Annotated in this window: 26 protein-coding genes; 9 read left to right on the plus strand and 17 right to left on the minus strand. The window is 42.2% G+C overall.

The window, feature by feature from the left end:
- The first annotated feature begins 15 nt into the window (after positions 1 to 15).
- Together AAHN97_RS11985 and AAHN97_RS11990 are read left to right on the plus strand one after the other, a co-directional pair.
- Positions 16 to 696: a gliding motility-associated C-terminal domain-containing protein gene (locus AAHN97_RS11985; RefSeq protein ID WP_343307859.1), complete on the plus strand. Its 681-nt coding sequence runs from the start codon at positions 16 to 18 to the stop codon at positions 694 to 696.
- A gap of 34 nt (positions 697 to 730) precedes the next feature.
- Positions 731 to 1,651, plus strand: coding sequence for a PorP/SprF family type IX secretion system membrane protein (locus AAHN97_RS11990; protein ID WP_343307860.1), 921 nt, complete (start codon positions 731 to 733; stop codon positions 1,649 to 1,651).
- Here the strand turns inward: AAHN97_RS11990 and AAHN97_RS11995 are convergent.
- Positions 1,644 to 2,789 carry a molybdopterin molybdotransferase MoeA gene (locus AAHN97_RS11995; RefSeq protein ID WP_343307861.1) on the minus strand — a complete coding sequence of 382 codons (1,146 nt, stop codon included), beginning with the start codon at positions 2,787 to 2,789 and terminating at the stop codon, positions 1,644 to 1,646. The two genes, AAHN97_RS11990 and AAHN97_RS11995, sit on opposite strands and share 8 nt — an antisense overlap.
- Before the next feature lie 331 nt (positions 2,790 to 3,120).
- Between AAHN97_RS11995 and AAHN97_RS12000 the strand changes: the two genes are divergently transcribed.
- Positions 3,121 to 4,101: a terpene synthase family protein gene (locus tag AAHN97_RS12000; RefSeq protein WP_343307862.1), complete on the plus strand. Its 981-nt coding sequence runs from the start codon at positions 3,121 to 3,123 to the stop codon at positions 4,099 to 4,101.
- Between the two features lie 69 nt (positions 4,102 to 4,170).
- Here the strand turns inward: AAHN97_RS12000 and AAHN97_RS12005 are convergent, their stop codons facing one another.
- From AAHN97_RS12005 to AAHN97_RS12015, 3 genes are read right to left on the minus strand one after another with little or no spacing between them, the layout of a single operon-like run.
- Positions 4,171 to 4,491: a ribonuclease E inhibitor RraB gene (locus tag AAHN97_RS12005; RefSeq protein ID WP_343307863.1), complete on the minus strand. Its 321-nt coding sequence runs from the start codon at positions 4,489 to 4,491 to the stop codon at positions 4,171 to 4,173.
- 7 nt (positions 4,492 to 4,498) lie between these two features.
- Positions 4,499 to 4,936, minus strand: coding sequence for a DUF3592 domain-containing protein (locus AAHN97_RS12010; protein ID WP_343307864.1), 438 nt, complete (start codon positions 4,934 to 4,936; stop codon positions 4,499 to 4,501).
- Position 4,937: 1 nt separating this feature from the next.
- Positions 4,938 to 5,882: a hypothetical protein gene (locus tag AAHN97_RS12015; RefSeq protein ID WP_343307865.1), complete on the minus strand. Its 945-nt coding sequence runs from the start codon at positions 5,880 to 5,882 to the stop codon at positions 4,938 to 4,940.
- Positions 5,883 to 6,013: 131 nt separating this feature from the next.
- On the opposite strand from AAHN97_RS12015, the gene AAHN97_RS12020 reads away from it, so the two are divergent.
- The 4 genes from AAHN97_RS12020 (at position 6,014) to AAHN97_RS12035 (ending at position 8,709) form a co-directional block, all read left to right on the plus strand.
- Positions 6,014 to 6,835 (plus strand): hypothetical protein, encoded by an 822-nt coding sequence (locus tag AAHN97_RS12020; protein WP_343307867.1) that lies wholly within the window; start codon positions 6,014 to 6,016, stop codon positions 6,833 to 6,835.
- Between the two features lie 396 nt (positions 6,836 to 7,231).
- Positions 7,232 to 7,573: a hypothetical protein gene (locus AAHN97_RS12025; RefSeq protein ID WP_343307868.1), complete on the plus strand. Its 342-nt coding sequence runs from the start codon at positions 7,232 to 7,234 to the stop codon at positions 7,571 to 7,573.
- Between the two features lie 95 nt (positions 7,574 to 7,668).
- Positions 7,669 to 7,914, plus strand: a complete 246-nt coding sequence (locus AAHN97_RS12030; RefSeq protein ID WP_343307869.1) for a zf-TFIIB domain-containing protein — start codon at positions 7,669 to 7,671, stop codon at positions 7,912 to 7,914.
- Positions 7,915 to 7,932: 18 nt separating this feature from the next.
- Positions 7,933 to 8,709, plus strand: a complete 777-nt coding sequence (locus tag AAHN97_RS12035; protein WP_343307870.1) for a TerC family protein — start codon at positions 7,933 to 7,935, stop codon at positions 8,707 to 8,709.
- Between the two features lie 122 nt (positions 8,710 to 8,831).
- On the opposite strand, the gene AAHN97_RS12040 is transcribed toward AAHN97_RS12035, so the two are convergent.
- The 5 genes from AAHN97_RS12040 to AAHN97_RS12060 all read right to left on the minus strand — a co-directional run bounded on the left by AAHN97_RS12040 (position 8,832) and on the right by AAHN97_RS12060 (position 12,244).
- The gene (locus tag AAHN97_RS12040; RefSeq protein WP_343307871.1) at positions 8,832 to 9,059 is read right to left on the minus strand and encodes a hypothetical protein; all 228 of its coding nucleotides are present in this window, start codon (positions 9,057 to 9,059) and stop codon (positions 8,832 to 8,834) included.
- Between the two features lie 233 nt (positions 9,060 to 9,292).
- Complete coding sequence (locus tag AAHN97_RS12045; protein ID WP_343307872.1) at positions 9,293 to 9,805, minus strand: hypothetical protein; 513 nt, start codon at positions 9,803 to 9,805, stop codon at positions 9,293 to 9,295.
- Between the two features lie 468 nt (positions 9,806 to 10,273).
- Positions 10,274 to 10,921, minus strand: a complete 648-nt coding sequence (locus AAHN97_RS12050; RefSeq protein ID WP_343307873.1) for an SMI1/KNR4 family protein — start codon at positions 10,919 to 10,921, stop codon at positions 10,274 to 10,276.
- Between the two features lie 161 nt (positions 10,922 to 11,082).
- Positions 11,083 to 11,499: a hypothetical protein gene (locus AAHN97_RS12055; protein ID WP_343307874.1), complete on the minus strand. Its 417-nt coding sequence runs from the start codon at positions 11,497 to 11,499 to the stop codon at positions 11,083 to 11,085.
- Between the two features lie 64 nt (positions 11,500 to 11,563).
- Positions 11,564 to 12,244: an RHS repeat domain-containing protein gene (locus AAHN97_RS12060; RefSeq protein ID WP_343308274.1), complete on the minus strand. Its 681-nt coding sequence runs from the start codon at positions 12,242 to 12,244 to the stop codon at positions 11,564 to 11,566.
- A gap of 112 nt (positions 12,245 to 12,356) precedes the next feature.
- Here AAHN97_RS12060 and AAHN97_RS12065 point away from each other — a divergent pair, with 112 nt between their 5' ends.
- Together AAHN97_RS12065 and AAHN97_RS12070 are read left to right on the plus strand one after the other, a co-directional pair.
- Complete coding sequence (locus AAHN97_RS12065) at positions 12,357 to 12,548, plus strand: zf-TFIIB domain-containing protein (RefSeq protein ID WP_343308275.1); 192 nt, start codon at positions 12,357 to 12,359, stop codon at positions 12,546 to 12,548.
- Positions 12,549 to 12,567: 19 nt separating this feature from the next.
- Positions 12,568 to 12,711, plus strand: a complete 144-nt coding sequence (locus AAHN97_RS12070) for a hypothetical protein (protein WP_343307875.1) — start codon at positions 12,568 to 12,570, stop codon at positions 12,709 to 12,711.
- Positions 12,712 to 12,858: 147 nt separating this feature from the next.
- Here AAHN97_RS12070 and AAHN97_RS12075 read toward each other — a convergent pair whose 3' ends face one another.
- The 8 genes from AAHN97_RS12075 to AAHN97_RS12110 form a co-directional block, all read right to left on the minus strand.
- Positions 12,859 to 13,110 (minus strand): hypothetical protein, encoded by a 252-nt coding sequence (locus AAHN97_RS12075; RefSeq protein ID WP_343307876.1) that lies wholly within the window; start codon positions 13,108 to 13,110, stop codon positions 12,859 to 12,861.
- A gap of 18 nt (positions 13,111 to 13,128) precedes the next feature.
- On the minus strand, positions 13,129 to 17,574 hold the full coding sequence (locus AAHN97_RS12080) for a DUF6443 domain-containing protein (protein ID WP_343307877.1): 4,446 nt from the start codon (positions 17,572 to 17,574) through the stop codon (positions 13,129 to 13,131).
- Between the two features lie 74 nt (positions 17,575 to 17,648).
- A complete protein-coding gene (locus AAHN97_RS12085; RefSeq protein WP_343307879.1) occupies positions 17,649 to 21,368 on the minus strand; it encodes a hypothetical protein in 3,720 nt (1,239 codons plus the stop codon).
- 50 nt (positions 21,369 to 21,418) lie between these two features.
- Positions 21,419 to 21,625: a hypothetical protein gene (locus tag AAHN97_RS12090; protein WP_343307880.1), complete on the minus strand. Its 207-nt coding sequence runs from the start codon at positions 21,623 to 21,625 to the stop codon at positions 21,419 to 21,421.
- A 48-nt stretch (positions 21,626 to 21,673) separates the two neighbouring features.
- Positions 21,674 to 21,901, minus strand: coding sequence for a hypothetical protein (locus AAHN97_RS12095; protein WP_343307882.1), 228 nt, complete (start codon positions 21,899 to 21,901; stop codon positions 21,674 to 21,676).
- A gap of 108 nt (positions 21,902 to 22,009) precedes the next feature.
- Positions 22,010 to 22,588 (minus strand): hypothetical protein, encoded by a 579-nt coding sequence (locus AAHN97_RS12100; RefSeq protein ID WP_343307883.1) that lies wholly within the window; start codon positions 22,586 to 22,588, stop codon positions 22,010 to 22,012.
- On the minus strand, positions 22,551 to 23,219 hold the full coding sequence (locus AAHN97_RS12105; protein ID WP_343307884.1) for a hypothetical protein: 669 nt from the start codon (positions 23,217 to 23,219) through the stop codon (positions 22,551 to 22,553). The genes AAHN97_RS12100 and AAHN97_RS12105 overlap by 38 nt, the downstream gene beginning before the upstream one ends.
- 77 nt (positions 23,220 to 23,296) lie before the next feature.
- Complete coding sequence (locus AAHN97_RS12110) at positions 23,297 to 23,554, minus strand: hypothetical protein (RefSeq protein WP_343307885.1); 258 nt, start codon at positions 23,552 to 23,554, stop codon at positions 23,297 to 23,299.
- Position 23,555: the final 1 nt, after the last annotated feature.

Genomic DNA, 23,555 nt, shown 5'->3' on the forward strand with positions numbered 1-23,555 from the left:
AAAAACCTATCCTAGATGAAAACATTTTTACCCTTTACCAAAAAGGTGGTACAAGTGCTGGTATGCATGGCTTTTGCCATAATGCTGCAGGTTCCTTTAGCAAGGGCAGGCCAGATCCCCACCATACTTCAGCTGGACATCTCCCACATCCATGAGAACAATACCATCGGTCAGGTGATCGGCAGTTTTGCCACGGATCCGCAATCCGGTGTATGTACTTATAGCCTCGCGGAAGGAGCAGATGATACGGACAATGACTACTTCACCATCACCGGAAATGCCCTGAAAGCCAAGGTGGTATTTGATTATGAAACAAAGGAGAACTACTTCATCCGTGTTAGATGTACAGACGGTAGCGGAGGTTTCCTGGAAAGATCATTCCTGATACTGGTGGTGGATGTATATGAAGTGACCAACAGTGTGGAAGCTACCAACCTTGTTACACCTAACGGAGATGGTAAAAACGATAAATGGATCATCCGCAATCTTCCCACACACGGTAATAATGAAGTGCGCATCCTGGACCGTTCCGGCCGCGTGGTATATTATAAGAAGAACTATAGCAATGAATGGGATGGCAGAACCTCCAGCGGAGAATTACTGGCAGAAGGTGTTTACTTCTACGTAATAGATTTCGGGGCGGGGCTCAACCTGTTCAAAGGCACCATTACCCTGATCAGGGACCGCAACCGATGATAAACCTATAACTGTAACACTAATCCCATACCGGATGAAAACATATTTCTACAAACTCACCCTTATACTTTTGCCCGCACTGTTACCAGTGCTCACAAAAGCACAATCTTTTGGCAATGGTAATGCACAGCAGGACCCATTAGCCTCCCAGTATTTCCTTAATCCTTTCCTTGGCAATCCCGCCATGGCTGGGCTGGACACTGGTCTCAACATTAACATCAGCTACCGCAAACAATGGACGGAAGTAAAGGATGGGCCTGTTACCAAACTGATCACGGCAGACTACCAGATTGATAAAAAGATGGGCCTCGGGCTCACCGTATTCAATGATCAGGCAGGTATCCTCGACCGCACACGCGTGGGGATCACCTATGCTTATCACGTTGCATTGAGTGAAGCAAACAACGAATACCTCCACCTGGGTTTAACCATGGCGCTGGATAATAAACGCGCGATCCCCTCCAAAGTAATAGGTGATATGGACGATCCATCCATCCCCCGTTATAACAGCCGGGATAACTTCTTTGAATCAGACTTCGGTTTAACGTATGCGAACGACCGTTTCACTTTACAGGCTGCTATGCCTAATATGGTGAGCATGTTCCAGAATAAGAATGATGTGGAAACACGCAACACTTCTACATTCTATGCAGCTGCCAGTTACAAGATCGGTACCGGCCACCCGCAGATCAACTCATTTGAACCAATGATCGCTTTCCGCGGTGTAAGAGGTTATAAGAGCATTATAGATATTGGTGGTAATGTGAAAATGGCCAAAGGTTTCGCAAGCCTGTTCGCGATGTACCATACCAGTAAAAGTTTTACGGCAGGCGTTGGCTTCCAGTTCAAGAACACAGTGGAAGTACAAGCCAGCTATACATCGCAGACAGCCGGCATCAAAACCAATGTGGATGGCAACTTTGGGCTGAGTATGAAGATCCGTTTATTTAAGTAGTCAGCTGATGATCTGCCCAGGGATAAAATGGGACCAGTGAGCCTGGCTCAAGGTGACCTGTATCTGTACTGTGCAGAAAAATACCATCTGTACGCGAAGCAGCAATAATGTCTCCTGCGCCGGATGCGTGTGCAGCTCTTATCCTTAAACCATTTTTATTGGTCAGGATAGCTGGCACGATATCATCTAATGTATGCACCGCAGCCCGGTAATCCAGGAAAGGTAAAAGCCATGGTTTTACCATGGGCAGGTTCCAACAGGCACGGATATAGGATTCAAGGAATAATTTAGCGCCGGCCTCAACGGAAAATGCATTGGCAGGAAATAACATCACCCTTGTTTTGGTAGGGCTATAACCAAACCAGAAAGGTTTGCATGGTTTTGCCCTTACCCGGTGGAACACCTGCTCCACACCACAATCCTGCAGCACCTTTGGCAATACCGGTGTATCCACTGTGGTTAAACCGGCACTGATCAATAAAAGGTCCGCATCCAGCGATTCAATGACCGTTTGCTCCAGAGCAGGCTCCTGCACAACAAACCGCGATACCGGCTGTATACCATACTGTGCCAGCAAACCCGCAAAAATATAACTATTCGCATCCCGCAATTCATTCCCCACAGAAATGATCACCACCCTGGGCGGGCGATGGACCGTGATATGATGAATACCCAGTGCTGCTAAAAGTCCGATATGCTGAAATTGTATCCTGCAGCCCGGTTCCAGTAAAAGATCTCCTTCTGCTGCATCTGTTCCTTTACGGATCACATGCTGATGAACTTTCACCCGGTCATTGGAAACAGATACATTTCCTTTCTTTTCTTCCACGTCCTCCCCTCCTATCACTGTGTCCATTTCAGGTGGCAGGATGTCGCCGTTCTGAATACGGATCACATGCCCCTGTAATGCTTCTTCAACTGAGCTGATAGGAAATAATTTCTTTTTAGCGGCGGTATAATCACTGATGCGGATGGCAAATCCATCCCGGAGAGAACGGTTAAAGGGTGGATAATCTCTGTCTGCTGATATGGGTGCTGCTAGTACACGGCCGATAGCTTGTTCTAATGGTATGCGCTCTATACCCCAGCTTGTACGGCAAGCTGCAATCTGCTGTATGGCAGCGGTGACACTAATCATAATCTATCACATACAATATTTAATAATATTTATATTCCGAGGGAGGTAAAATACATTTCTTTATTATTATTTCATACTTGTTTAATATTTCATTATTATTTATGAATATGAACAGATTAGATTGATATATTTATCATATTGATTTATTTAACATTCAATTTTTATTATATCTTATTAACAAATGGAAGCGCCATGTTAATGTTAAGTGGTTGTTAACAACTTTTCTTAAATTTAATTATCCAATCTAACTTATAGTCAACATCTGTGTAGAATATTCAGCTGAAATAATCGGCTTGTAGTCCTATTTCATCACGAGTAAACTATGTCAAAAATGCATCAAGATCTTAAGGAACGCCCACGTTTATATTATCCCTGGCCGGACCTGATCAGTCCTTATGTTGATGAACTGGAAGAGGAGATAAATTACTGGTTGTTACATTCTTACAGATGTATCCCTCCGGACATCAAGCGGAAGTATGAAAAGACCCAATTGGGCCACATTACCGCGCGCTTTTTCCCTATGGCCAGCCGGGAAAGGTTAACCCCTTTAAACATGAATTCACTCTGGGGCATTGCTTTTGATGACTACCATGAACATTGTACCATTGATCAGTTAAGAAGACTGAAACACCGGGTGGAAGACATCCTGATCGGCGCACCGCCTTTAAAAGAAGAGAATGATATCTTCTGGCAGCTGGCAGTTATGCGGGACTCATTTGCACAATTCATGCCTACCAACTGGCTGGCCCGGTTCTCTAATAGTATGGGAGAATATGTACAGGGCATGGTGGAAGAAGCACCTTTTAAACAAAGGCTCATTTCCCCGAGCCTCAGCGAATACATGGAAATACGCATGAAAGCAGTGGATGTATACCCGCTGGTTTCATTTGCGGAAGTAGTGATCGGTTACACCTTTCCCCGGGAAGTGATCTACCACCCGCTTATGCGCCGCCTCGCAGATCTTACCTGCCGCATTGTAGCATGGTGTAATGATTATTTCTCTATCTGGAAAGAAGAAGATAAAGATATCATGAACATCATCATGGTCGTGCAACATGAATATGATATATCAAGGGAAGAAGCTTTTGCAGAAGCCGTAAGGATCCACCAGGCTGATGTAGACGAATACATCAACCTCTGCAATCATATGCCGCATTTCGGCATCCATAATGAAAAAGTAAAGGAATTCATCCATCACAATAACCTGATGATCCAGGGACACAAATCATGGTACGAAAAGGATACGCAACGGTATAAACCGGGCGGGCATCCTGAAGCTGACCAGTTCAGAGGGGTTGAAGTAGTTGTGTGATTGTTCTGCAGGCCGGTAATTTTGCCGGCCTGTTGGTTTAATATGCTGTAATCAGCGCATGTTATTTTATCAAAGTTTTTCAACATCCCATCCATCATACAGATCCACATTACAATGCGCTGCCAATGCATTGAAGGCAATATTCCTTTTATGCAGCTTTTCAGCTGTTAAAATATCCACTTTACTCACTTGCAGTGTCCATTCTTCATCGTCTGATTCTAGCTTCTCCATCAGATAGCCGTGATCTTTCAATTCATCAAATACACGCTCCAAACCTTCTTTATTATCATTAACAAAGAAAAAGCCCCATTTAAGTTCTTTACTGGTATCAAATCCTCCCTTGTGTATCTTTTCAAATAAGATCAGCAGGTTATCTAAATCAGGTAGCATTAAATGATCAGTTTGAAAGGAATTGCCTAATGGCTATTATTATCATCACACATCCCACTACAAAACATAACAGGGGTACTATTGTACCTAAATCATCTCCCTTAATTAAAAAGGAACTGGGCCTGTTCTTATCGTAGACAACGGTTACTTCATCACCCTTTTTAAAGGAAGCCAAAAAACCACCGGTTCCGTAAGTCAGTTTAATACGCTTACCTTCCTTTGTGCTGAATTGAACAACAGGAAATCTGCTCAGGCTTTGAGCACCGAACCGGATTTTAAACCCTACGATCTCGCCAATTACGGCAATGCCTCCTGAAAGGATCTTCTTCCTTTTTATATAAGAAGCAATGCCATTTCCAATCACAACGCCGGCTATGATCAGGTAAAAGATCGCCTCGGGATTAAAGTACCTCGCCCATTTCAATAACTCATTTAGCGTACTCAAGTTATTTGTGCTTTAGGGAATTCACCTGCTGCTTTAATTCCTTCACTACTTCCTCCAGCTTCTTACGCTGCTTCTGCTCTTCAATCAAATATAATGTCAGCTCCTCTACTTTCAGCAACAGCTTACTGTTCATCTCTCCTATATCATGCCCGCCCTGTTCGACCTGGTTGGCTGAAGGAATGCCAGGAAGATGTTTCTTATCTTCAATAAATTTCGCTACTTCTGAGAGGTCTGGTAAAGGGTAACCTTCTTCAAATACAAAATCAGGCCAGCCGGTGGCAAGCACTTTTACTTTTTTTGCAGTAATAGTACCAGCTACAGATAATTCTGATTGCGGGTTCCTCGTTCCAACACCCACATATCCGTTTTCTTTGACGTTTAATGCAGCTACAGCAGAATTAGCTGTAACAGGATTACCCACATACAGGCTCCATTCATTTGTCATTGGCTGTAATTTTGTGACGGTAAGATCGTTTCCAGTAACGGACAATGGTACCCAGCCCGCATTTATATTAATTGATCTTACCTTAATGTTAACAGTGAGAGGGTCGGTAGTAATACCCAGGGTATTGATGGCACGTATCCTGAAGCGGGCATTACCATATTCGGTATTACAATCCACTGTAAAATTTCGTTGTGTTGCCAGAATATATCCATTATTGTTCACCATTCCCGTTTCACGCCAAACGGCAGGATTTGCATGAGAAATGCTGGCCCGATGGGTAGCTGCGGCAGCTATATTGCCCCGGGTATAGGATATAGAAATATCATAGTATCCGGAGGCGGCCGCATCTATAGGCAGGACTCTCAGAAATTCGATATAATCTCCTACTACATAACCTGCGGGGAAAGTCACGTAGATAGAGTATTCGTCACTGACGTTAGGAGATGCAAAGCTGAACACGCTTAACAAAGCGAACATAGGTAACAGGATGAATTTTTTCATGGGTGATCGGGGTTTTTATGAGTCCTGCAAAATAAGCATATTTCAATGGATTGCATAGTCAATTTGTTGATATAGATCAACTTTTTGAAAGATCATATTCCGTAAATTGGATTTCACCAAAACTCAATCTTATGGCATTGCAAGATGGAATTATTACTTTAACAGGTTCACTCGGCGAAATCGTTGGGTACAAACGAAAAGGAAAGCTCTGCTTCCGCCGCAAAGCAAAACATGTACGGAGAAGTGAAGCCACCAAAGAGTCCGCTACCGACTTTGGCGCAGCCAGTAAGGCAGGAAAACTGATCCGCCAGGGAGTACGCCAGGGGCTGAACATCCGCACAGATCACCAACTCGTCAACCGCCTGAATAAGGAACTGCTGAAAGTCCTTTATGCCAGCAGTGAACAAAGGGGCTTTAGAGGCTTTAAGCGGGAAGAAATTGCTGCATTAGCAGGCTTCAGCTTTAACAAGGAAACAAGGCTAGACCGGCTATTGAACTTCAGGCCTAAAGTGGTGCAAAGCAAAGAGGGTCTCCGCATTGCCCTGCCGGCATTAACTGCCCGGGATATCCGCCATGCAAAGAATACCACACACATTGAGATCAAAGTGATCGCTGTGGGAGTAAACTTTAATGGCGGCGATTACCAGGATGCCGTGACGGACAAGGTCATGATCGATTTCAGGGAACCTGCTGCTGCAAAGGAACTGATACTTCCTTTTAAAGCAGGTGAAGAAGAAACGATTGTCGTGCTGCAGATCACTGCATACCATGAGTGGAATGGCAGCATGTATAAGTTAGATAACCTGAAATACTTTGCTGCAGATATCATTGATGTGATACCATCGTTACCGCAGGAAGAGGAGGTTAACATGGTGCACCAAACGAAAACTGAAAGGAAACCACTCTTTCAGCTGCTGGGAGATCACACTTACGCCGTACCTCAAAGAGAATAAAACAAGGCGAGGCGGTCAAACATCTGACGGAAAGTATTACTCCCGCCAGGAAAACTATGCCTGCAAACCAAAATCAGCACGTAATTTGCCGTAAATTTGTACAATGAAAGCTTCTTCTCACAGAATATTTATACTTCATAGCTCCAAAAGAGTGATTATATCCCGCGAAAGCATCTAAACCTCTCCTTCACCTCCCCTCCATATCCGGTACACATCCGCTCCATATATAGTCCACCATTCTCCCGTCTTTCTCTTATCAATCCCTTATCAGCTAATCATTACACGCCCATGGTATAAGCCAAACACTGTAATAGAAAGGTTCTTCTATAAACGCTCCATACCAAACTGCGGCAGATCAGAATAATTATTTACTTTAGCTGGGAAAATCGCAGGGAATTGCTCAACTACGCTCCGGACATATCTTTCAAAGGCAGGTTTCGTATTATCTTATTGTTAGTACTGAGCCTGTGCTCCTGCGTATCTTACATTCTCCCTTCCGGCCCCGGCCAGGGTTATCTCCAGGAATCACCACTTTATGAAAATGAAAACCAGGAAGCCTGCAAACTTAGCCTTGGCATAGAAACTACAGTAAAGAATAAACGCACTTTCAACAAACAGCAGTTTCCGCGGGTTTATAATACCGTTACCCACAACAATAACAACCATAAATACTTCCGCCTGGCCTCCTGGATGAGGCCCGCGTATTATATTTTCCTTTACCGGTTCAGTCTTTTTTGATCTCCTCCTTTTTGCCGCACACGAATTGCCGCATGTTTCCTGCCGGGAACAAGCCATTGTATTTTTATTTCCGTAAATTATAAACTCAAGTACTGATGAAATGTCCAAATTGCAGCGAAACGCTGCTCATGACACAGCGGAACAATGTTGAGATCGACTATTGCCCGAAATGCCGCGGCATCTGGCTGGATAAAGGAGAGCTGGACAAACTGCTGGAATATGACAACAAACGCAGCAACGATGAGCACCACCGGTATGACAACGACCATGATCATGACCGCCATAAACAACATCCCAGGAAAAAACGAGGCTTCCTTGGCGACTTTTTTGATTTCGATTAATGCTTAAAAACTCAGATAATGGAATTTATTATTCCCGATTTCGCCGACGCTTCCGTCTGGATCAGCCTGATCACACTTTGTTTCCTTGAAGTAGTGCTGGGCATTGACAATATCATCTTCATATCCATCGTGGCAGGGAAACTGCCGGAACACCAGCAGCGCAAAGCCCGGAACATCGGGTTGGGGCTGGCCATGTTGTTCAGGGTAGGCCTGTTATTATGCATCAACTGGATCATTGGTCTCAAAGACCCCGTGATTAATTTCAAATGGCTGAACGGTACGGTGATCCCACTCAGTTGGAAGGATATCATCCTGCTGGCAGGCGGCCTTTTCCTGATCGTTAAAAGCACACTGGAGATACATCATAAGTTGCAGACAGATGCAGAAGAGGGACATAAAAAGACCCGTGCACCCCATAGCCTGGCTTCCGTGCTATTACAGATAGTGCTGGTAGATGCCGTCTTTTCCTTTGATTCTATCCTAACTGCAGTAGGTCTTGTGGACAATGTGCTGGTGATGATCATTGCAGTAGTAGTGTCTATCCTGATCATGATGCTGTTTGCAGGGCCCGTTACAAAGGTCATCAACAAGCAGCCCACGCTGCAAATGCTGGCGCTTACATTCCTGATAGTAATAGGTGTGGTACTGATTGCCAGTGGTTTCCACCAGGAGATCAGCAAGAGTATCATTTATTCCTGTTTGGGCTTCTCATTGATCGTGGAACTACTGAATATACGGCTGAGAGGGAAAAATGCGAAGAATATTGAATTGAATACGCCGAGGGACGTTAAATAGTTATTTATGCAACCAGGGCAGCCTTTTATGCGACAGCAGCAGAAAGGTTTCTTATAAAAGAAAATAAACCCCGGCATATAGCCGGGGTTTTATGCTAAGGTCTTGTAAATATGAGAACTGCATTAAACAGTATCGCGCTGCATTTTATTGTCCTTTCTCTTGAAGGAATTCACCAGGTATTTACCATTAATAATAAGGAATGTGACAAATACAAGTAAAGACCAGGGCTGTACGTATGGGGTAGAGATCTCCCGCCCTGCTATTGATATAAAAAAGGCCTCTGACCAGATCTCATAGGTAATGGCAGCCAGATCAAAAGTAGCTAATAATAATAATATGCCCGTTATCAATGTTGAATATCTGAAGCTGAAAAAAAAAAGTAATTAGCGCTATAATAAACAACACCGCAGCTATCAGATGCCTGTATCGTCCTGCATGACTAACAAACATAATTTCCTTCCATGTAAATATCATCATCACTACTACGATAATAAAAGGAATCAAACGTATAATCTTCATTTTTCCCATCTTCAATATTTATAAGTTCTGTAATATATTGACTCGAAATGATATTATACAATTATCAATTATTAAGCCCTTTACTATAAAACTCCGAAGCCTCCCTGATATCTTTTTCAAGAATAGGATAAACATTCAAAATAGACTCGTTATTCCTAACACGATATGGAAAATTATGCAGCGTGTTATTATACCTGATAATAAAATCTGTTTCCCCGTTTGTCAATCCCAGGTTCATGGGAACAGATCTTGTTTCAACAGGAATTACCCTGACAGTATCCCTTACAAATATCTTCCTGTCATCCTGCAGATACTCATAATCGATGGTATATTTTTCACTGGCATTGTAAAGAGCTGCCTCATCTCTTTCAAAGTTAACAAGATATCCTTTACTGATCTTAGCGTTAAAGAAATCATTGCCTGTAATATGTTTTGAAGGATAGAAGATCATGTTCCTGTTAAAGAACACCAGGTAACCTGTTCGTTTATGGTAAATATTGTCCTTATACACGAATAATCTGTAATTACAGGAACTCATAGCAATAGAAAACGTTATAAAAAAGAATACAGTTTTCATATGTATGATTATTTCTTGTCCTTAAAATCTCCGTGTTCATCCAGGTCCTCCACAACACTATCAACAAAAAATATGGCAATACTGCCAATAAAGATCTTTTTCATAGATACGTTTATCCAAGGTTAAAAATTATACCCCAGCCTAAATTTTCCGGGTCCATCCCTGGCACTTGGGAATTAGCCAAGAAATCATACAACAAAACATCGTATTCCCTTTCAACTTATTATTCCAGCCTAAAAGCAATATCATATTATTCAACACTATTGGATTGGGCTTTTACTTATCCTTGTCCACTACAATACTGTATGAAAAATGCCTCGCCTGTCCTCCAGCTATTCTATAAAATCCTTTTTTGTATCCTTGTCTGAAGAATAGTCATAAAGTACTTATCGATCTCTATGAAAAACTCTCAATTAGAGACGCTGAATAAAGCAAAAATGGATCTCATTATTAATAAACAAACATTAATTACTCATAATTTTCTATTCTAAGCCGTACCTTTTCCCCATCTTTTAGATTATGTATTTGTTTTGCCAAATCAGCATAATAAAGAAGAAATTTAGGGAAGGCGCTTGCATAAAAATTCTTCATTTCATATTCGCCTCCTATAACAAATGGCACCTTAGGTACCAATCTTTGATTGTAGTGAAATGAATTAACCTCACACCAACTTTTAACAAATCCATTTCCTGTTAGATAATCCAAATTTTCAATCAGATATTTTAACCAGCCCTCAAAATCATCTGACAACCTCTCTCTATCGCCAGTTTCAACATTAAAAAGAACTATGCTACCATCGCTTTTATCGAAAGCAAACTGATTCCCAAATACTTCCTGTCCAAAAGAAAATAACCCTTCAAACAAATATCCAAACTCCTTACTTAGGACATCATTTACTAATTGAATATTGGAAAAATCACTAGTAGAAATAAAAGAATATATATGTAATGATTGATTGAAGAAAAAGCCTCCATTACCAATCGATTTGATAAAATCAAAATACTGATCATCCTTTAAAATTTCCTTATAACTGATGAGCAATGTTTGATCTACATTATTATCTAACATCGTCTCACTCTTGTTGTTTAAGAAGACAGATATTTCATTCTTTATCATTATTGTTTAGGTTTTAAATTTACCGGAGGAGAATAGAAAATTTATCCTCAACCTCCTCGATATGGCACTCAGGGATTTTAAAGCAAAAAAAGCACATAACCAGTAACAATAAAGCCTCCGCAGTCGCGGGGTCTTTGTTGTTGAAAGATGATAGATACAATTTATGTAAGTATGTTTATCGAATCAACCATTTCTTTAACGATATCCTTTTCTACAAGTCGATCGCTAAAGTTACAATTGTATGTTCCAAATACAGCTTTATTGTTTTTGTATAATACCCAGTACTTCCAGTAATATTGCCCTTCAAGTACAAACTCTTTCTCTTCATAATTATCAGCACTTACCTGGGCAAGCAAATTTTCTGCATTATTCGCATTTTCGTTGGATGATACAAAATCTGACAGCTCCATACCAACATCAAAATTATACGTAGCTGGGATGACATACGCAGATAAATTTATTGCGCCAACCCCATTTTTATCATCAGTTATACTTATTGTATTTCCGCCTTCTTCAATCAAATAACTAGCTGGAACTTTAATTGAAAATATATTTGATTTAGATTTATATTCATTCATACAAAACGTTTAAGGATTAGGTTTGGTTACCGGTTTAGTTGGATCATAATAAATCACACGCCCATTACTCCCTCGGCATTGGCAGTAACGGTACAGTTGTTAAATTAGCTCCTCCCGCTGGCACTGGCAATTCCTTGAGAATATCAATTGCTTTATCAACGACCATCACTATTCCCGCCGCTGCTCCTCCTGCAATAATCCCCTCCGCAATTGCTTCCCCAATAAAAGGTAAAGCAGGACAGATAGGGCATTTACCATCTGGATCGCTAAACCGTATTGGATTGTTATATGAGAAGTGATATGGGCTGATTGCTTCCTGACCACCCTCATCCGTAAACGGATCTATTTGTAAAAATCTTCCCGTCTGCTGATCATAGGTTCTTGCATTAAAATCATACCAAGCTAGTCCGCTACCATCAGTAAACTCCTTCTGCTGAAGCTCATTTCCATTAAATAGTATTTTGTTTTCTAACTTACCAACAGCACTTGAACTGATCCCACTCATGGTGAGCCCAAATGGATAATAGTGTGTTTCCTCTAATACAGGCCCTGTAATATGATCCAGTATCACATTGTCAAAGAACACATCCTGCGGACTCTCATTGCTGGTATAAATATACAAAAAACCACTTTCCTTTACCACCATCTTATCCTGTGCCAGTGTCTGCAGCTGATCTGGCTCTGCTTTCACCTGCTTCACCCCACCGTTCTCTTCCACCATCTTAAACTGCTCATTGAACAACACGAAGTTCAAATAAGCTTAGGTCTGCCGGTCAGATCTACTGTTTATCCTTCTCTTTTAAATGCTCGTATTGCTTGTTATAAAAGTCTGAAGTGAAGGGCGGAACAACGTTGAGATCGATTATTGCCCGAAATGCCGTGGCATCTGGCTGGATAAAGGTGAACTGGACAAGCTGCTGGAACATGACAACAAACGCAGCAGCGATGAATACCGCCGGTATGATGACGACCATGGCCACGACCGCCATAAACATCAACATCCCAGGAAAAAGAAAGGCTTCCTTGGCGACTTTTTTGATTTCGATTAATTCTTAAAAACCTCAGATAATGGAATTTATTATTCCCGATTTCGCCGATGCTTCCGTATGGATCAGCCTGATCACCCTTTGCTTCCTGGAAGTAGTACTGGGTATTGACAATATTCGATATAATCTCCTACTACATAACCGGCGGGGAAAGTCACGTAGATAGAGTATTCGTCACTGACGTTAGGAGATGCAAAGCTGAACACGCTTAACAAAGCGAACATAGGTAACAGGATAAGTTTTTTCATGATCTGGGTAACTATTTTTTATGTTCTATTAAGAAATATTTGAACGGCGAAGCCGTAACAGATAACTATAAATATTTCTCAAAGATATTCTCTCCTTTATAAAAAACACTGTACAAACTGTTTTCATCTAAAATTGAAATTACAGCTTTACCACTGTCAATAAATACCTTCAACTGAATGCTTTCTTCACAAGAATCTGTTTCAACTTTAATTTCTTCGTTAACAGGTAGTTTAAAAATAAAGCATTCAGGTTCGTGTATTATTTCCATTTCAGAATCTGAACTATTGAAAATTTTAAAACTTGTTTTTTGTTTCATTTTTTTATTGTTCTAATTTCAAAAGAAAGTTCTTGCTAATTCCATGGCTTGATCCCTTCTAACTACTGCAGCGGCATTTTGTGATCCCATTTTCTGAGCTTTTACTATCTGATCATTATATGCTCTAGCCAATTTAACTAAGTTCTCCTTTGTCCATCCATTCTTTAACAATTCTTTCCTGCTAAAGTCTGAAATAGATTTTGTCAAATTTGTCTTACTCCCCCATCCAAAAAACTCAGCTGCTTCTTTTGTGTTTTTACCCAGAGATTCTAAAAAACGAGTTAAAGTTGTACCCCTGGCTTTAGTAACCACATTAGCTACAGGCGCCACCGTAGGGGAGTTAGCAGCTTTAGCAGGTAGCAGTTTTGCCATAGAAATGACCATAAATCCCAAATTAGCTGCATTTCTACCTGCTTCCTCCTGCGACAATTCCTCATCCCATATTTTTGCTTTTACTAACGTATTTACAAACTGTTGATCCTCAACTTCATCAAGTATCTTTTCTCCTGCCGCACTATACTTATGCCGTCCCTCTCCATATGACACCTGTGGGCTAACATTAAGAATACCATTTTCTCCCACTGAGGTTTTTGTCTTTAGCACATACCACTCTCCAAACTCGTTCTTATGCACTGCGCCACCATTAAACAAAGAGTGTAACATTGCTCCAACCCTTGTCTTAAAATCACCTAAAGGATCAACTTCGTTAACAGGGTTATTACCCATACTTTCATAGGGGGAAGAATTTGTCAATGATTCTGCTTCAGGGTCAATCTGCCACCATCTGCCTATCTGTGGATCCAATGTTCTATAAAAAGCATCGTATTGATTAAGATCTAAATCCTCCGTATGCTCTATTCCGTTAAAATGTTTCCTATTCTCCAGCTTCCCTGGTGCTTTTGAACTGATCCCATCCATCGTCAACCCAAACGGATAATAATGGGTCTCCTCCAACACCGGGCCTGTGATATGGTCAAGGATCAAATTGTCAAAGAACACATCCTGCGGGCTTTCGTTGCTCGTATAAATATACAGAAAACCACTCTCCTTCACCACCATCTTGCCCTGCGCCAAGGTCTGTAATTGATCTGGTTCTGCCTTTACCTGTTTTACCCCACTGTTCTCTTCTACCATCTTAAACTGCTCGTTGAACAACACAAAGTTCAGGTAAGCCTTTGGTCTGCTGCTGAGGTTCTGCTGTTTGTCCTTCTCCTTTAAATGCTGGTATTGGTTGTTGTAAAAGTCGGATGTGAAGGGGGTATTATTAGTGCTCCTGGATGCGTGGGCACCCGGGTTGTTGCTACCACCATTGCCAAAGGCTTGTGCCAACGCGGTGACCATATCTTCGGCCGGTTGCAGCTTCTTATTGTTGGTGGGGCCTTGGGATTTATAGAAAGCCCTAGCCCCAATACGGATCGTATCTCCCGCCATTACCTTGATCACTAATGAGGGGCCTATCTTCTTATCTGGATTCGTGGCATTGAGTTTGGCTACCGAACTGTTGGTTTTGGAGGTACTGTTGTCTTCCGGGTAGCCTGCCGGTTTGGCACTCCGGCTGCTTTCTATGTTGCTGAACAAAGCATTTTCTATGGCGGAACTCTCCTGCTCCATCGAAGCCAGATACATACTAAAGTCCGTTTGTTCTGTCAGTACGATCCGGATATTGCCCAGGTAGTCTTTTTCGAAGTAGTCGTAATACCAGGCTTGTGGTTCACCAGTTTTGAATACCGTACGGATGCGGCCTTCTTCATGACCTAAGAACTGTAATGTATCTTGCTCATAAACAAATCCATCGATGTAATCAGTCACGGTGGTTTTAGCTGGGTTCACCGTAATGTCTGTCACCGTTTTACGCAATTTATTGCCGGCCGCATCATATAAATAATTGATCGTGCCTTTGCCAGTAATCGTGATCTGCTCCGGCAGGTCCAGGTGGTTATAGGTAATACCTGCGATGGCTTTGTTATGGTCTATTTTCAGGTTGCCATTCGGGTCGTAGTCATAGTCAATATGCGTTGTTTCATTAACCTGGTTGGTGGCATTATTCGCATCCGGTTCTTTAAAGTCGCCCAGGTTACGGGTGGCATTATTGGCGCCGTCCCAGACATTCAACAGCTTATTAGAGTGAAGGTTGTAATTGTAATGCAGTTCATCCATCGGGGTGATCCCGCCGGCCACCAGCCCCATCTGCTTCATGCTGCCAATATTGCCATTGGCATCGTAGGTGAGATTATCTACAGTGAAATCAACCAGGTTCTTCTCCCAAGCCGTACTGCTGGTAGTGTTATGCTGATTGAAGTCTGCTTTCGTTAACCGGTTGGATCTGTCATAAGTGTAACCATGGGCCCGTTCCAGCCCATTGGTACGGCTCTTCCATTGGGTACCGGAGATGTTGCCATTGTATTGTTGGTTGTTCTCAAACCCATAATCATAACTCAACACCTGCCCGAACCAATTAGCTGTACTATTCGGGGTGTTTACAAAGTCTTTGTTGATGCTTTTCAGCCAGCCACGGATGTTGTGCTCATAATTCAGTTCATCCAGGTAAGTACTGCCACCAAAAGTTTTCCCGATCGACTTCTTTTTTAACTGGCCCAGCTCATCGTAGGTCATCGTAGCGATCGTACGTTCCATGTTGCTGTCATCATTAAGCCGCTTTTTGATGGCTGTTGCCCGGCCAGCATCGTCATAAGCTGTCATCGTTAGCACCTTTGTATCCGGGTTGGAGCCACTGCGCGGGTTTTTATGATGCACATAGGTACTAAGCACCTTATCATTAAAATCATATAGATTGGTAACAATGTCTTCTCCACCATTGGCATTATCACTCCTGGTCTGTATGACGCGTCCCTTTTCATCATAAAAAACACTGCTGGTCAGCCATTGGTCTGTACCTAATACCCTCACTTTGCTGCCGGTGGTTAAACCTTTCGTAACATTGCTTTGGGCGAAGCTTTCTGCATAGGGATTACCGTCAGCCTGGGGTTTGGAAGCATAAGTACCATCATAAGTTTTAGCCCCGTTATACGAATACTTGTCGTAATAAGTATAGGTCAGGGGTTCATACCCACTGATGCCGGGCAAGGGATTGGTGACGATAAGTGTTTCAGTTCCCTGCGTCAGGGATGGAACGATCTCTGCCAGGAAATCGGCATTCGTCTCACTCTCAAAGCCATTCTGGAAGATGATCTCCTGGCGGGCCCGGTAAAATGCTCTGCCGGTTTCCCTGGAACCGATCACCAGTTGATCAGGGCCGGGCACAACATAGTTCTCTGTGCTGGTGCTACCCGTCACCCCATTCATAGTAAGTTCTAACGAGGCCCTGTCACTATTGCTCGGATAGATCGCCGTCATAACCGGACGGTTCAGTTCATCATAGAAAGTAGTATGCCATTCTTTAGGGGATTTAGCCCGTTGTGCCCCATCCTGGGTGAACACCAGCCGATCCCGCACATCGTAGACCATGTGTACTTCTCCCGCATCCGGTACCTTTTTGATGATCATCCGCTGACGATTATCATATTGGTATCGAAAACAAAGGCCGTCGGCGATGGCCTGGGAGATCGTCCAACTGCTACTGATCAGTTCTACCGCTTTGGGAGGGATCACAAAACGAAGGTTCCCCAGATCATCATATACATAGTAAGTGCATAACCAGTCGCCATGGCTGGCACCAGGGATCGCTGCCATTTGTACTTTCCTTAAGATCACCTGGCCCTGCTTGTCTTTATATTCCACCAACTGATTACCAGCTTCATTGATACCAACATTTTTGTATAGCTGACCGGCAGAATAAGCTGCAGAAGAAACAGGGATACTCCCGGAACTCATCTCCCAGATCCTCACTCCATCGGCTGTTCCATTCATCAGGTATTGCTGCTGTACCGGCTTGTTACCACCGCGTTCCACTGTACTCAGGTCATTTTTTGCCCAGCTGTTACCGGGGGCATAAGTACTCAGCACACGGTTTAGTGGAGACGCTTCAAAATCCGTGCGGCTATAAAACACCGTTTCCCCGTTGGTGCCAGGGCTTAAGCTATTGCTCTCGTAAAAGGTCTTCTGGTTTGTAAAAGGGTCCGTTTTAAAAAGACCATTGCTGGTGCCGTCTGCATAAGGCAGGTATTTTAACTGCTCACGGCCATAGGCATCATAGAGCGTGGGGACTACAATATCCTTTCCACTACCCCCCATCCCTTTAGAAACAGCTTGTAGCGGCCTGCCTAAACCATCTATGTATTCTGTTCTTTGCTTCACCTGGGCAATAGTGCCCGTGCTCACTGCAACAGGGTCCGCTGTAGGCATATTCGGTTCCCAGGTACGCACATAGTTGATGGTCGTGTTCGTATAGGCACCGGGTTTAGCTAAAGGAACTGCAGAAGGGCGAACACTGCTGCCACTCGGTGCCTGTGCATACAGACCTACACTAAAGATGATAAAGGCTAAGCAAATATAAATGGATCGCATAATCACTGATTGTAGAGTGATGGATGTTTTATACTGATGTTTAGGGGATACTTTTTGCATAGGTTACTTCTTTACTATTCAACAATTGTCCCTGTGTTATCTGCATAAAACCTATAACTACCGGAAGTAGGTTGCTGAATGTTGAGTACACTGCCTGAATAAATACGTATGAAAGTACCCGGATTAGCAGGTGTGGTATAAAAATACTTCACCTCCGGTCCGGTATAAAACTCAGAGGGCACAAAGCGGACCTCATAATTACCTATCGGAATATTTATCTGGTTAGTATAAATATTGTCATAAGACACTACCGGAAACGAACCGGTTTCATTCAAAAATCCGTCTTTATAAAACTCTATATTTGTATTAGGTGATGGTATGTTAATTGGTGGCACGTACGTTTCAAGAACAGCATCTGTACGCTGTAAAGCAGTTGAACAGGCAGCAGGCAGAACTGGCGCGGCATTACCAGGAAGCGTATAAAAAGCACCATTCTGATGCCAGGTTGAAACATTGCCCACAGTATAGTACTCCAATTGTTTAACAATATGGGTTTCGTTGTTCCTGATAATTTTTAACCGGCCAAAAACATCATACTCATAAAATTCTTTCCTTCCTCTCTCGTCTGTTTTACTGGTCACGCCGATCAAAGGTTTATGGGTAAATGTTGTTATAAATGTTTTACCGGTATTGGTTGCATTCCTGAGATTGGCTATCCTGCTATTAATATCGTTTTCATCGTAACTGGCACTAATATCTGGTGTTGCGCCGCCGGGATTTACAATAGCATTAACTGAAGAATAGCTCATACCTGTTACTTCGGAAACAGGATACTGCCCATCGTAAGCCCATACAAAAGATCTTACGATCTGATCTTTTGCTGTCAGTTGTATCGGGTTAGCCCACTGATCATACTGATCGAACGTAAATTCGTTTTCCAGAGCTCCTCCGTTGTATGATTTCTGAACAGAAGAAGCGGCAATAAAACCTGGTCCGGCAGAGAAGTTCGCATAGTTGTTCCTTATCTTATACAACTCTTTGCTTTTTGCAATATTTGTTGTGGTTTCCTCAATAACAGGGCTAATGATGTTTTTCCCCAACATGGTATTAAGCACTGTTTCACCACTCAGATCGTAGGTATATTTAAGCTGTTTTTGTATTTGTTCTCCCTTACTATTGGACGTAAGGATTCTCGATGGCTGAAGATATTGACTATTATCGTAGTAATAATAGGTGTTTGTTGTCAAATTTGTACTCCCCTCAAACCACTTTTCTTCTTCCTGTTCTAATAACAGTTTGCCAACTGCGATGCCATATTCACCGCTTTTATAGATTTCAGGAGGTGTAGAGACGCCGAAGAAAGTTGCCTGATCATTATAAACCCCGCCCGCCACAGTTGGTGCAGGACCGGCAACAAGCTGGTAGATGGTTTTAAGAAAAGAATAAACTACACGCACCTGTAGTGGCCGGATATAGGGCTTATAGGTATAATTTTTCTGATGAACGAGTTTTAACTCACAGTTCTCAAATTTATAATCTGATTGAGACTTTAGCATCCCCATTAACCCACTGCTGTGCTGCCATGGAATATTCGTTCCGTCTACAACGCTTGTGGTGTGCATTAGTTCCAGTGGAGGAATACCATCGATCAGGTTGAAGGCGCCCGGCCTGTAATATGCATACTCCTTTTTTCCGGTAGCCACCCCCAGGTCATGCTGGTATTCTGTGACCTTTGTATAATAAATAGGTGAACCGTTGGAATAAGTATAGTTCAGATAAGAAGCAGGCGCCAATGTTCTTTTTGACTCCGTGGCAGATAATCTTAAACAGCCATATGGACTGGAACATGGTTGTTCATTAACAATATAGCCGATGTATTGCTCATAACTGAAGGCATCCAGTTTGCGCGTAAGCTCATTATAGATGGCTGCAGGTTTATTAAGTGCAATGCCCATCCCATTCTGCAACTCTCCATACTTATATATTTTCCGCCAGGCCGGTACTCCCTCATGTACTCCATCGTAATAGCTGATACTTCTCACCCTTAAGCCGCCTCCTGTTCTTGGAATAGCATCTAAATTAGGTTGATCGTCATTAAAAATATTGATCTTTTCATTATACTTATTAGGCTCCAGATCAAAGTCAGTATAACCACCTGTTGGATAAACAATCCGTTGTAACGTACCAAATGCCATATATTCTCCATCAGGAATTTCTGCTGCAGGATTACCTCCAACAGAGAATTCACGTTCCACAGGTATCTCAGTACAACCGAAAGGGAAACGCAGCATGTGTTTTTGTACAAGATCGGATTGCCGGGGGACATTACTGGCGTATGCTGCCGGGTAACTGGATATTTCAGTTGTCAGGTTATTCCGGTACCCCCATGCATCCTGTCCTATCAGATGATTACCAAAAGCCACCTTTTGCTTATACATGAACCTGTAAAGATCGCTTCCATTGATCTGAATATCGTCCAGATAGTATGTGCCATAATAAGAATTCCCGTTGTAAACCTGTGCGGCCTGTGTATAAACGGGAGCCGTCAGGGATTGATTAAACACTACGTTTTTCACCTGGTTATTGAATTTATCCCGCACGATGATTTGATTCAGCTTATCGCTTCCCGGAAATTCAACTGAACCGCCGTTAAAGGTTATTCTGGCCAGTGCCACCCCTGCAATTACTGATTGCTGTACAAAGCCGAACCCTCCGCTGCTTACAGAATAAGTTTTATCTACGAGCTGATCATTCTGAAGGTTTATATAAGGCATATGAAACGTTCTCAGCCCTCCGCCATAATTTTCCATGTATTTAGGTGATGCTAGAAGATAAAACGAAATGGCCCCTAACAATTGGTCATAGTCATTGTACTGCGATGCAGGGACTTCATCACCACGTTTTGTTACCGTTGCGCAATCTGGCCCACCCATCGTACTAAAATTGATCTGCATTGATTGATAGAATTCTATAAAATCAGTTGCTTTTTTAAATATTGCAACTGGCTTCAAAACATATTCAAACCCTATCTCTGCGGTTTTAGTTGCATTCTCAATTTTCTTACACTTCCAGGTGGTGAGTATCTTTTCACCTATATATTGTGATCCTTCCGTGTATTCTATCCCTCTGGAAGTAGGCGTGCTTGTACCGGGTTCACCAAAATAATATACAGTTCCATCAGTATCCGTTATTATAAACCGCCCGCCAACAAATTCAATTTTAATATTATCATAAGGGACAGGTACGATTGCTGCCACATTCCCGTTATCGTCCTTCTGGAAATAAAAAGATCCCGCTTTATTCAGCAGTTTATAGGAAAACTGATCCGGTTGTCCATCAACCAAACCTGTTGCCAATGCATGTTCATCCCTGGAATAAAAATCACTTGAAGTATTTTTAAACGGATACCCCCCGGAACCCGGATTACTGGTATGATATGCTTTTACCTTGGAATTGTTATAGTATCCGGATAATGACAGATCATCCAACCCATTTACGGTTCTGGTTATCTGCAACTCACAATCTAATGACCACCCCAGCCCCAGCCTGGTTGCCTGTTCATTGATCTTAAAACCTCCGGCATGATAAGAAATACCAATAGGCAACACCAAACCTCCCGTTTTAATCTCGTGAAGCGGTATATTAATATTGGGCACTCCGGTATTCAGATCTACTGGATAATTAACAATTTTAGTTAACGCCGCTGCTTCAGGTGTTACAGGTACAATTTGAGGATATTGCGCGGCGGCAAATAAGGGTGTAAGTACAGCAAAAAAGGTTAAAAGAAACTTCATACGGTCAACTGGTTTATTGAGTTGAATTCAAACGTGAATTATCAGGTGTTTTATTTGTTATCAGCCTCTTCCAGTCTCCCTAATCTCTTCTTCACTTCCTTTATTTCCTTATCCTGCTGAATAATATACAGTGTCAATTCCTCTATCTTCTGCAACAACTTCTTATTCATCTCCCCCAAATCCACCCCATTCTCCTCCACCTCCTTCGCCGATGGGATCTCCGGCAAGCGCTTATGCTGCAGAATAAACTGCTCCACCTCATACAAAGAAGGCAATCTATAATCCGGCTCAAACACAAAATCCGCCTAGCCCTGCAATGTCACCTTCACCTTTTGTGTCTTCACATTCCCCTTCACCTGCAACTTATATGCAGGATCATCAGTAGCAGTACCTATCAGTACATTGTGCGATGGCCTGAGCCGCATCACTTCATCTACGCCATTCCCCACTGTAAACCATTGCTCTCCTGCATTCCGCCAAACACCCGAAGCTTTTACATGGAACATAGTGCCATACAGGTAAGACATCACCATCCTCATTATTTTCACTGCTATTGCTATACATTGATTTCAGCATATTACCAGCAGCAACCGCATCCTCTCCCGTAAATATCACGTTTCCATTGGATTCTTATATCTGCATTAGTCCAGCAAAAATCTATCTAACGGAATAAACATAGTAGTTACTCCTTTCTTTAATCCTTTTTTATAACTATTTAAATATTTTTCAGCCTGTTTTTTGTCTTTTTCGTAGTACAAACGGTATAATTCAAATTTGGCATCATTTACTAACTCACTGGCTAAAGAAGGGTTAAGGCCATACTGATACCCCTTTGCCGCCTTCACACCTAACTGTATAATCCTTTCAAAACAATAAATTGCTATATCATTCTGATCCGATGACTTTCTTGTTGATCCCATTGTGGAAAGTACTATCAGGCAATCAGGATTTAACTCAAATGCCTTGATAATATATCTTTCCGCCATTCTCCATTTTCTTTGTTCAACATATTCCCTTTGAGTTCCGTCTTCATTGAAACGGCTTTCATCAAGATAAGTCTGCGCAATACATTGTAAAAGATAAGGGTCATTTCTAAAATCCAATCTTTTAATCAAATTTCTTGCACGTACTGAGTCCTTTGAAATAACATCATAGAACTTATCCAATATTATCTCTCTGTTCCTAGTTAGAACCAGACTCTTTTGGTTTTTTTGCCTCATTTTCAGTTGTTTTTTTCTTAGTATCAGCCGCCGCCTGCTCTCTGGCCCTTCTTGCATTAGCCGCTTCATGTTTATTCCTGCTGCCTCCACCTGTTCTGGTAGAATGCTCACCTCTAACCGTCTGATTACTATTTCCTGTTTTTGTCTTTCCTTTCTTAGTAGCTTGCTCTCTCTTAGCTGCTCTTTGACTAGCTTCCGTGGCCTTTTCTTTTGCTTCTTGTATTAAATCCTTTGGCCCCTTCTTTTGTGCATAAGCTCTATTATTAGATAACAGGTCTTTTACCAGATCCCGTCCATCGTGAATTGGTCCGGAAACCGCAATATTCTCATTCCGTTTTGCTGCCGACATTTCACGCAGCGACGACTGCGGTATTGTTATGTGCGGAACAAATGTCATATTTCCAGCTGGTGCTGCTGGCAAATCCAATTGCATCTCACTTCCTATTTCTACCATTCTATCCACAACCATCACAAGACCAGCTGAAGCGCCAAGAGCTACCAATCCCACTCCTATAGCATAAATAATCGGTAACACAATTGGGAGTTTGCCATCCGGATCTCCAAACCTAACAGGATTGTTGTAAGAAAAATGATAAGGACTACCCGCTTCTTGTCCATCTTCATTAGACAATGGATTCTACCTAGCCTCTATATGACTAATATCTACAATCCATTAATTCTCTCAAAAACGAGAAAAATGGATTTGTATTAAAGATATTCCTTTGGTATATTTTTCATCTGCTCATTAAGATCCCAATCACTGGGCTTAAACTTGGGCAAAGACCACTTAGCACCATCACTTAACCACTTTTCCCTGTACCGCTTAACAGACTCAACAGTATAATCTTGATTACCAAACTCTACTCCACAACAAGTACACATTTCATAAGTAGGACAATTTCCATCTTCTCCCCAGGGAGATTCTTCCAAGTATATTCCGCAAACTCTGCAATTAAGTTCTATCATA

This window comes from Chitinophaga niabensis, from assembly GCF_039545795.1.
Lineage (GTDB): Bacteria > Bacteroidota > Bacteroidia > Chitinophagales > Chitinophagaceae > Chitinophaga > Chitinophaga niabensis_B.

Excerpts from the sequence above, each read along its gene's own strand:
- AAHN97_RS11985 (WP_343307859.1), top strand. The coding sequence starts at position 16 with ATGAAAACATTTTTACCCTTTACCAAAAAGGTGGTACAAGTGCTGGTA.
- AAHN97_RS11990 (WP_343307860.1), top strand. The coding sequence starts at position 731 with ATGAAAACATATTTCTACAAACTCACCCTTATACTTTTGCCCGCACTG.
- AAHN97_RS11995 (WP_343307861.1), bottom strand. The coding sequence starts at position 2,789 with ATGATTAGTGTCACCGCTGCCATACAGCAGATTGCAGCTTGCCGTACA.
- AAHN97_RS12000 (WP_343307862.1), top strand. The coding sequence starts at position 3,121 with ATGCATCAAGATCTTAAGGAACGCCCACGTTTATATTATCCCTGGCCG.
- AAHN97_RS12005 (WP_343307863.1), bottom strand. The coding sequence starts at position 4,491 with ATGCTACCTGATTTAGATAACCTGCTGATCTTATTTGAAAAGATACAC.
- AAHN97_RS12015 (WP_343307865.1), bottom strand. The coding sequence starts at position 5,882 with ATGAAAAAATTCATCCTGTTACCTATGTTCGCTTTGTTAAGCGTGTTC.
- AAHN97_RS12020 (WP_343307867.1), top strand. The coding sequence starts at position 6,014 with ATGGCATTGCAAGATGGAATTATTACTTTAACAGGTTCACTCGGCGAA.
- AAHN97_RS12030 (WP_343307869.1), top strand. The coding sequence starts at position 7,669 with ATGAAATGTCCAAATTGCAGCGAAACGCTGCTCATGACACAGCGGAAC.
- AAHN97_RS12035 (WP_343307870.1), top strand. The coding sequence starts at position 7,933 with ATGGAATTTATTATTCCCGATTTCGCCGACGCTTCCGTCTGGATCAGC.
- AAHN97_RS12045 (WP_343307872.1), bottom strand. The coding sequence starts at position 9,805 with ATGAAAACTGTATTCTTTTTTATAACGTTTTCTATTGCTATGAGTTCC.
- AAHN97_RS12050 (WP_343307873.1), bottom strand. The coding sequence starts at position 10,921 with ATGATAAAGAATGAAATATCTGTCTTCTTAAACAACAAGAGTGAGACG.
- AAHN97_RS12055 (WP_343307874.1), bottom strand. The coding sequence starts at position 11,499 with ATGAATGAATATAAATCTAAATCAAATATATTTTCAATTAAAGTTCCA.
- AAHN97_RS12070 (WP_343307875.1), top strand. The coding sequence starts at position 12,568 with ATGGAATTTATTATTCCCGATTTCGCCGATGCTTCCGTATGGATCAGC.
- AAHN97_RS12075 (WP_343307876.1), bottom strand. The coding sequence starts at position 13,110 with ATGAAACAAAAAACAAGTTTTAAAATTTTCAATAGTTCAGATTCTGAA.
- AAHN97_RS12080 (WP_343307877.1), bottom strand. The coding sequence starts at position 17,574 with ATGCGATCCATTTATATTTGCTTAGCCTTTATCATCTTTAGTGTAGGT.
- AAHN97_RS12085 (WP_343307879.1), bottom strand. The coding sequence starts at position 21,368 with ATGAAGTTTCTTTTAACCTTTTTTGCTGTACTTACACCCTTATTTGCC.
- AAHN97_RS12095 (WP_343307882.1), bottom strand. The coding sequence starts at position 21,901 with ATGGTGATGTCTTACCTGTATGGCACTATGTTCCATGTAAAAGCTTCG.
- AAHN97_RS12100 (WP_343307883.1), bottom strand. The coding sequence starts at position 22,588 with ATGAGGCAAAAAAACCAAAAGAGTCTGGTTCTAACTAGGAACAGAGAG.
- AAHN97_RS12110 (WP_343307885.1), bottom strand. The coding sequence starts at position 23,554 with ATGATAGAACTTAATTGCAGAGTTTGCGGAATATACTTGGAAGAATCT.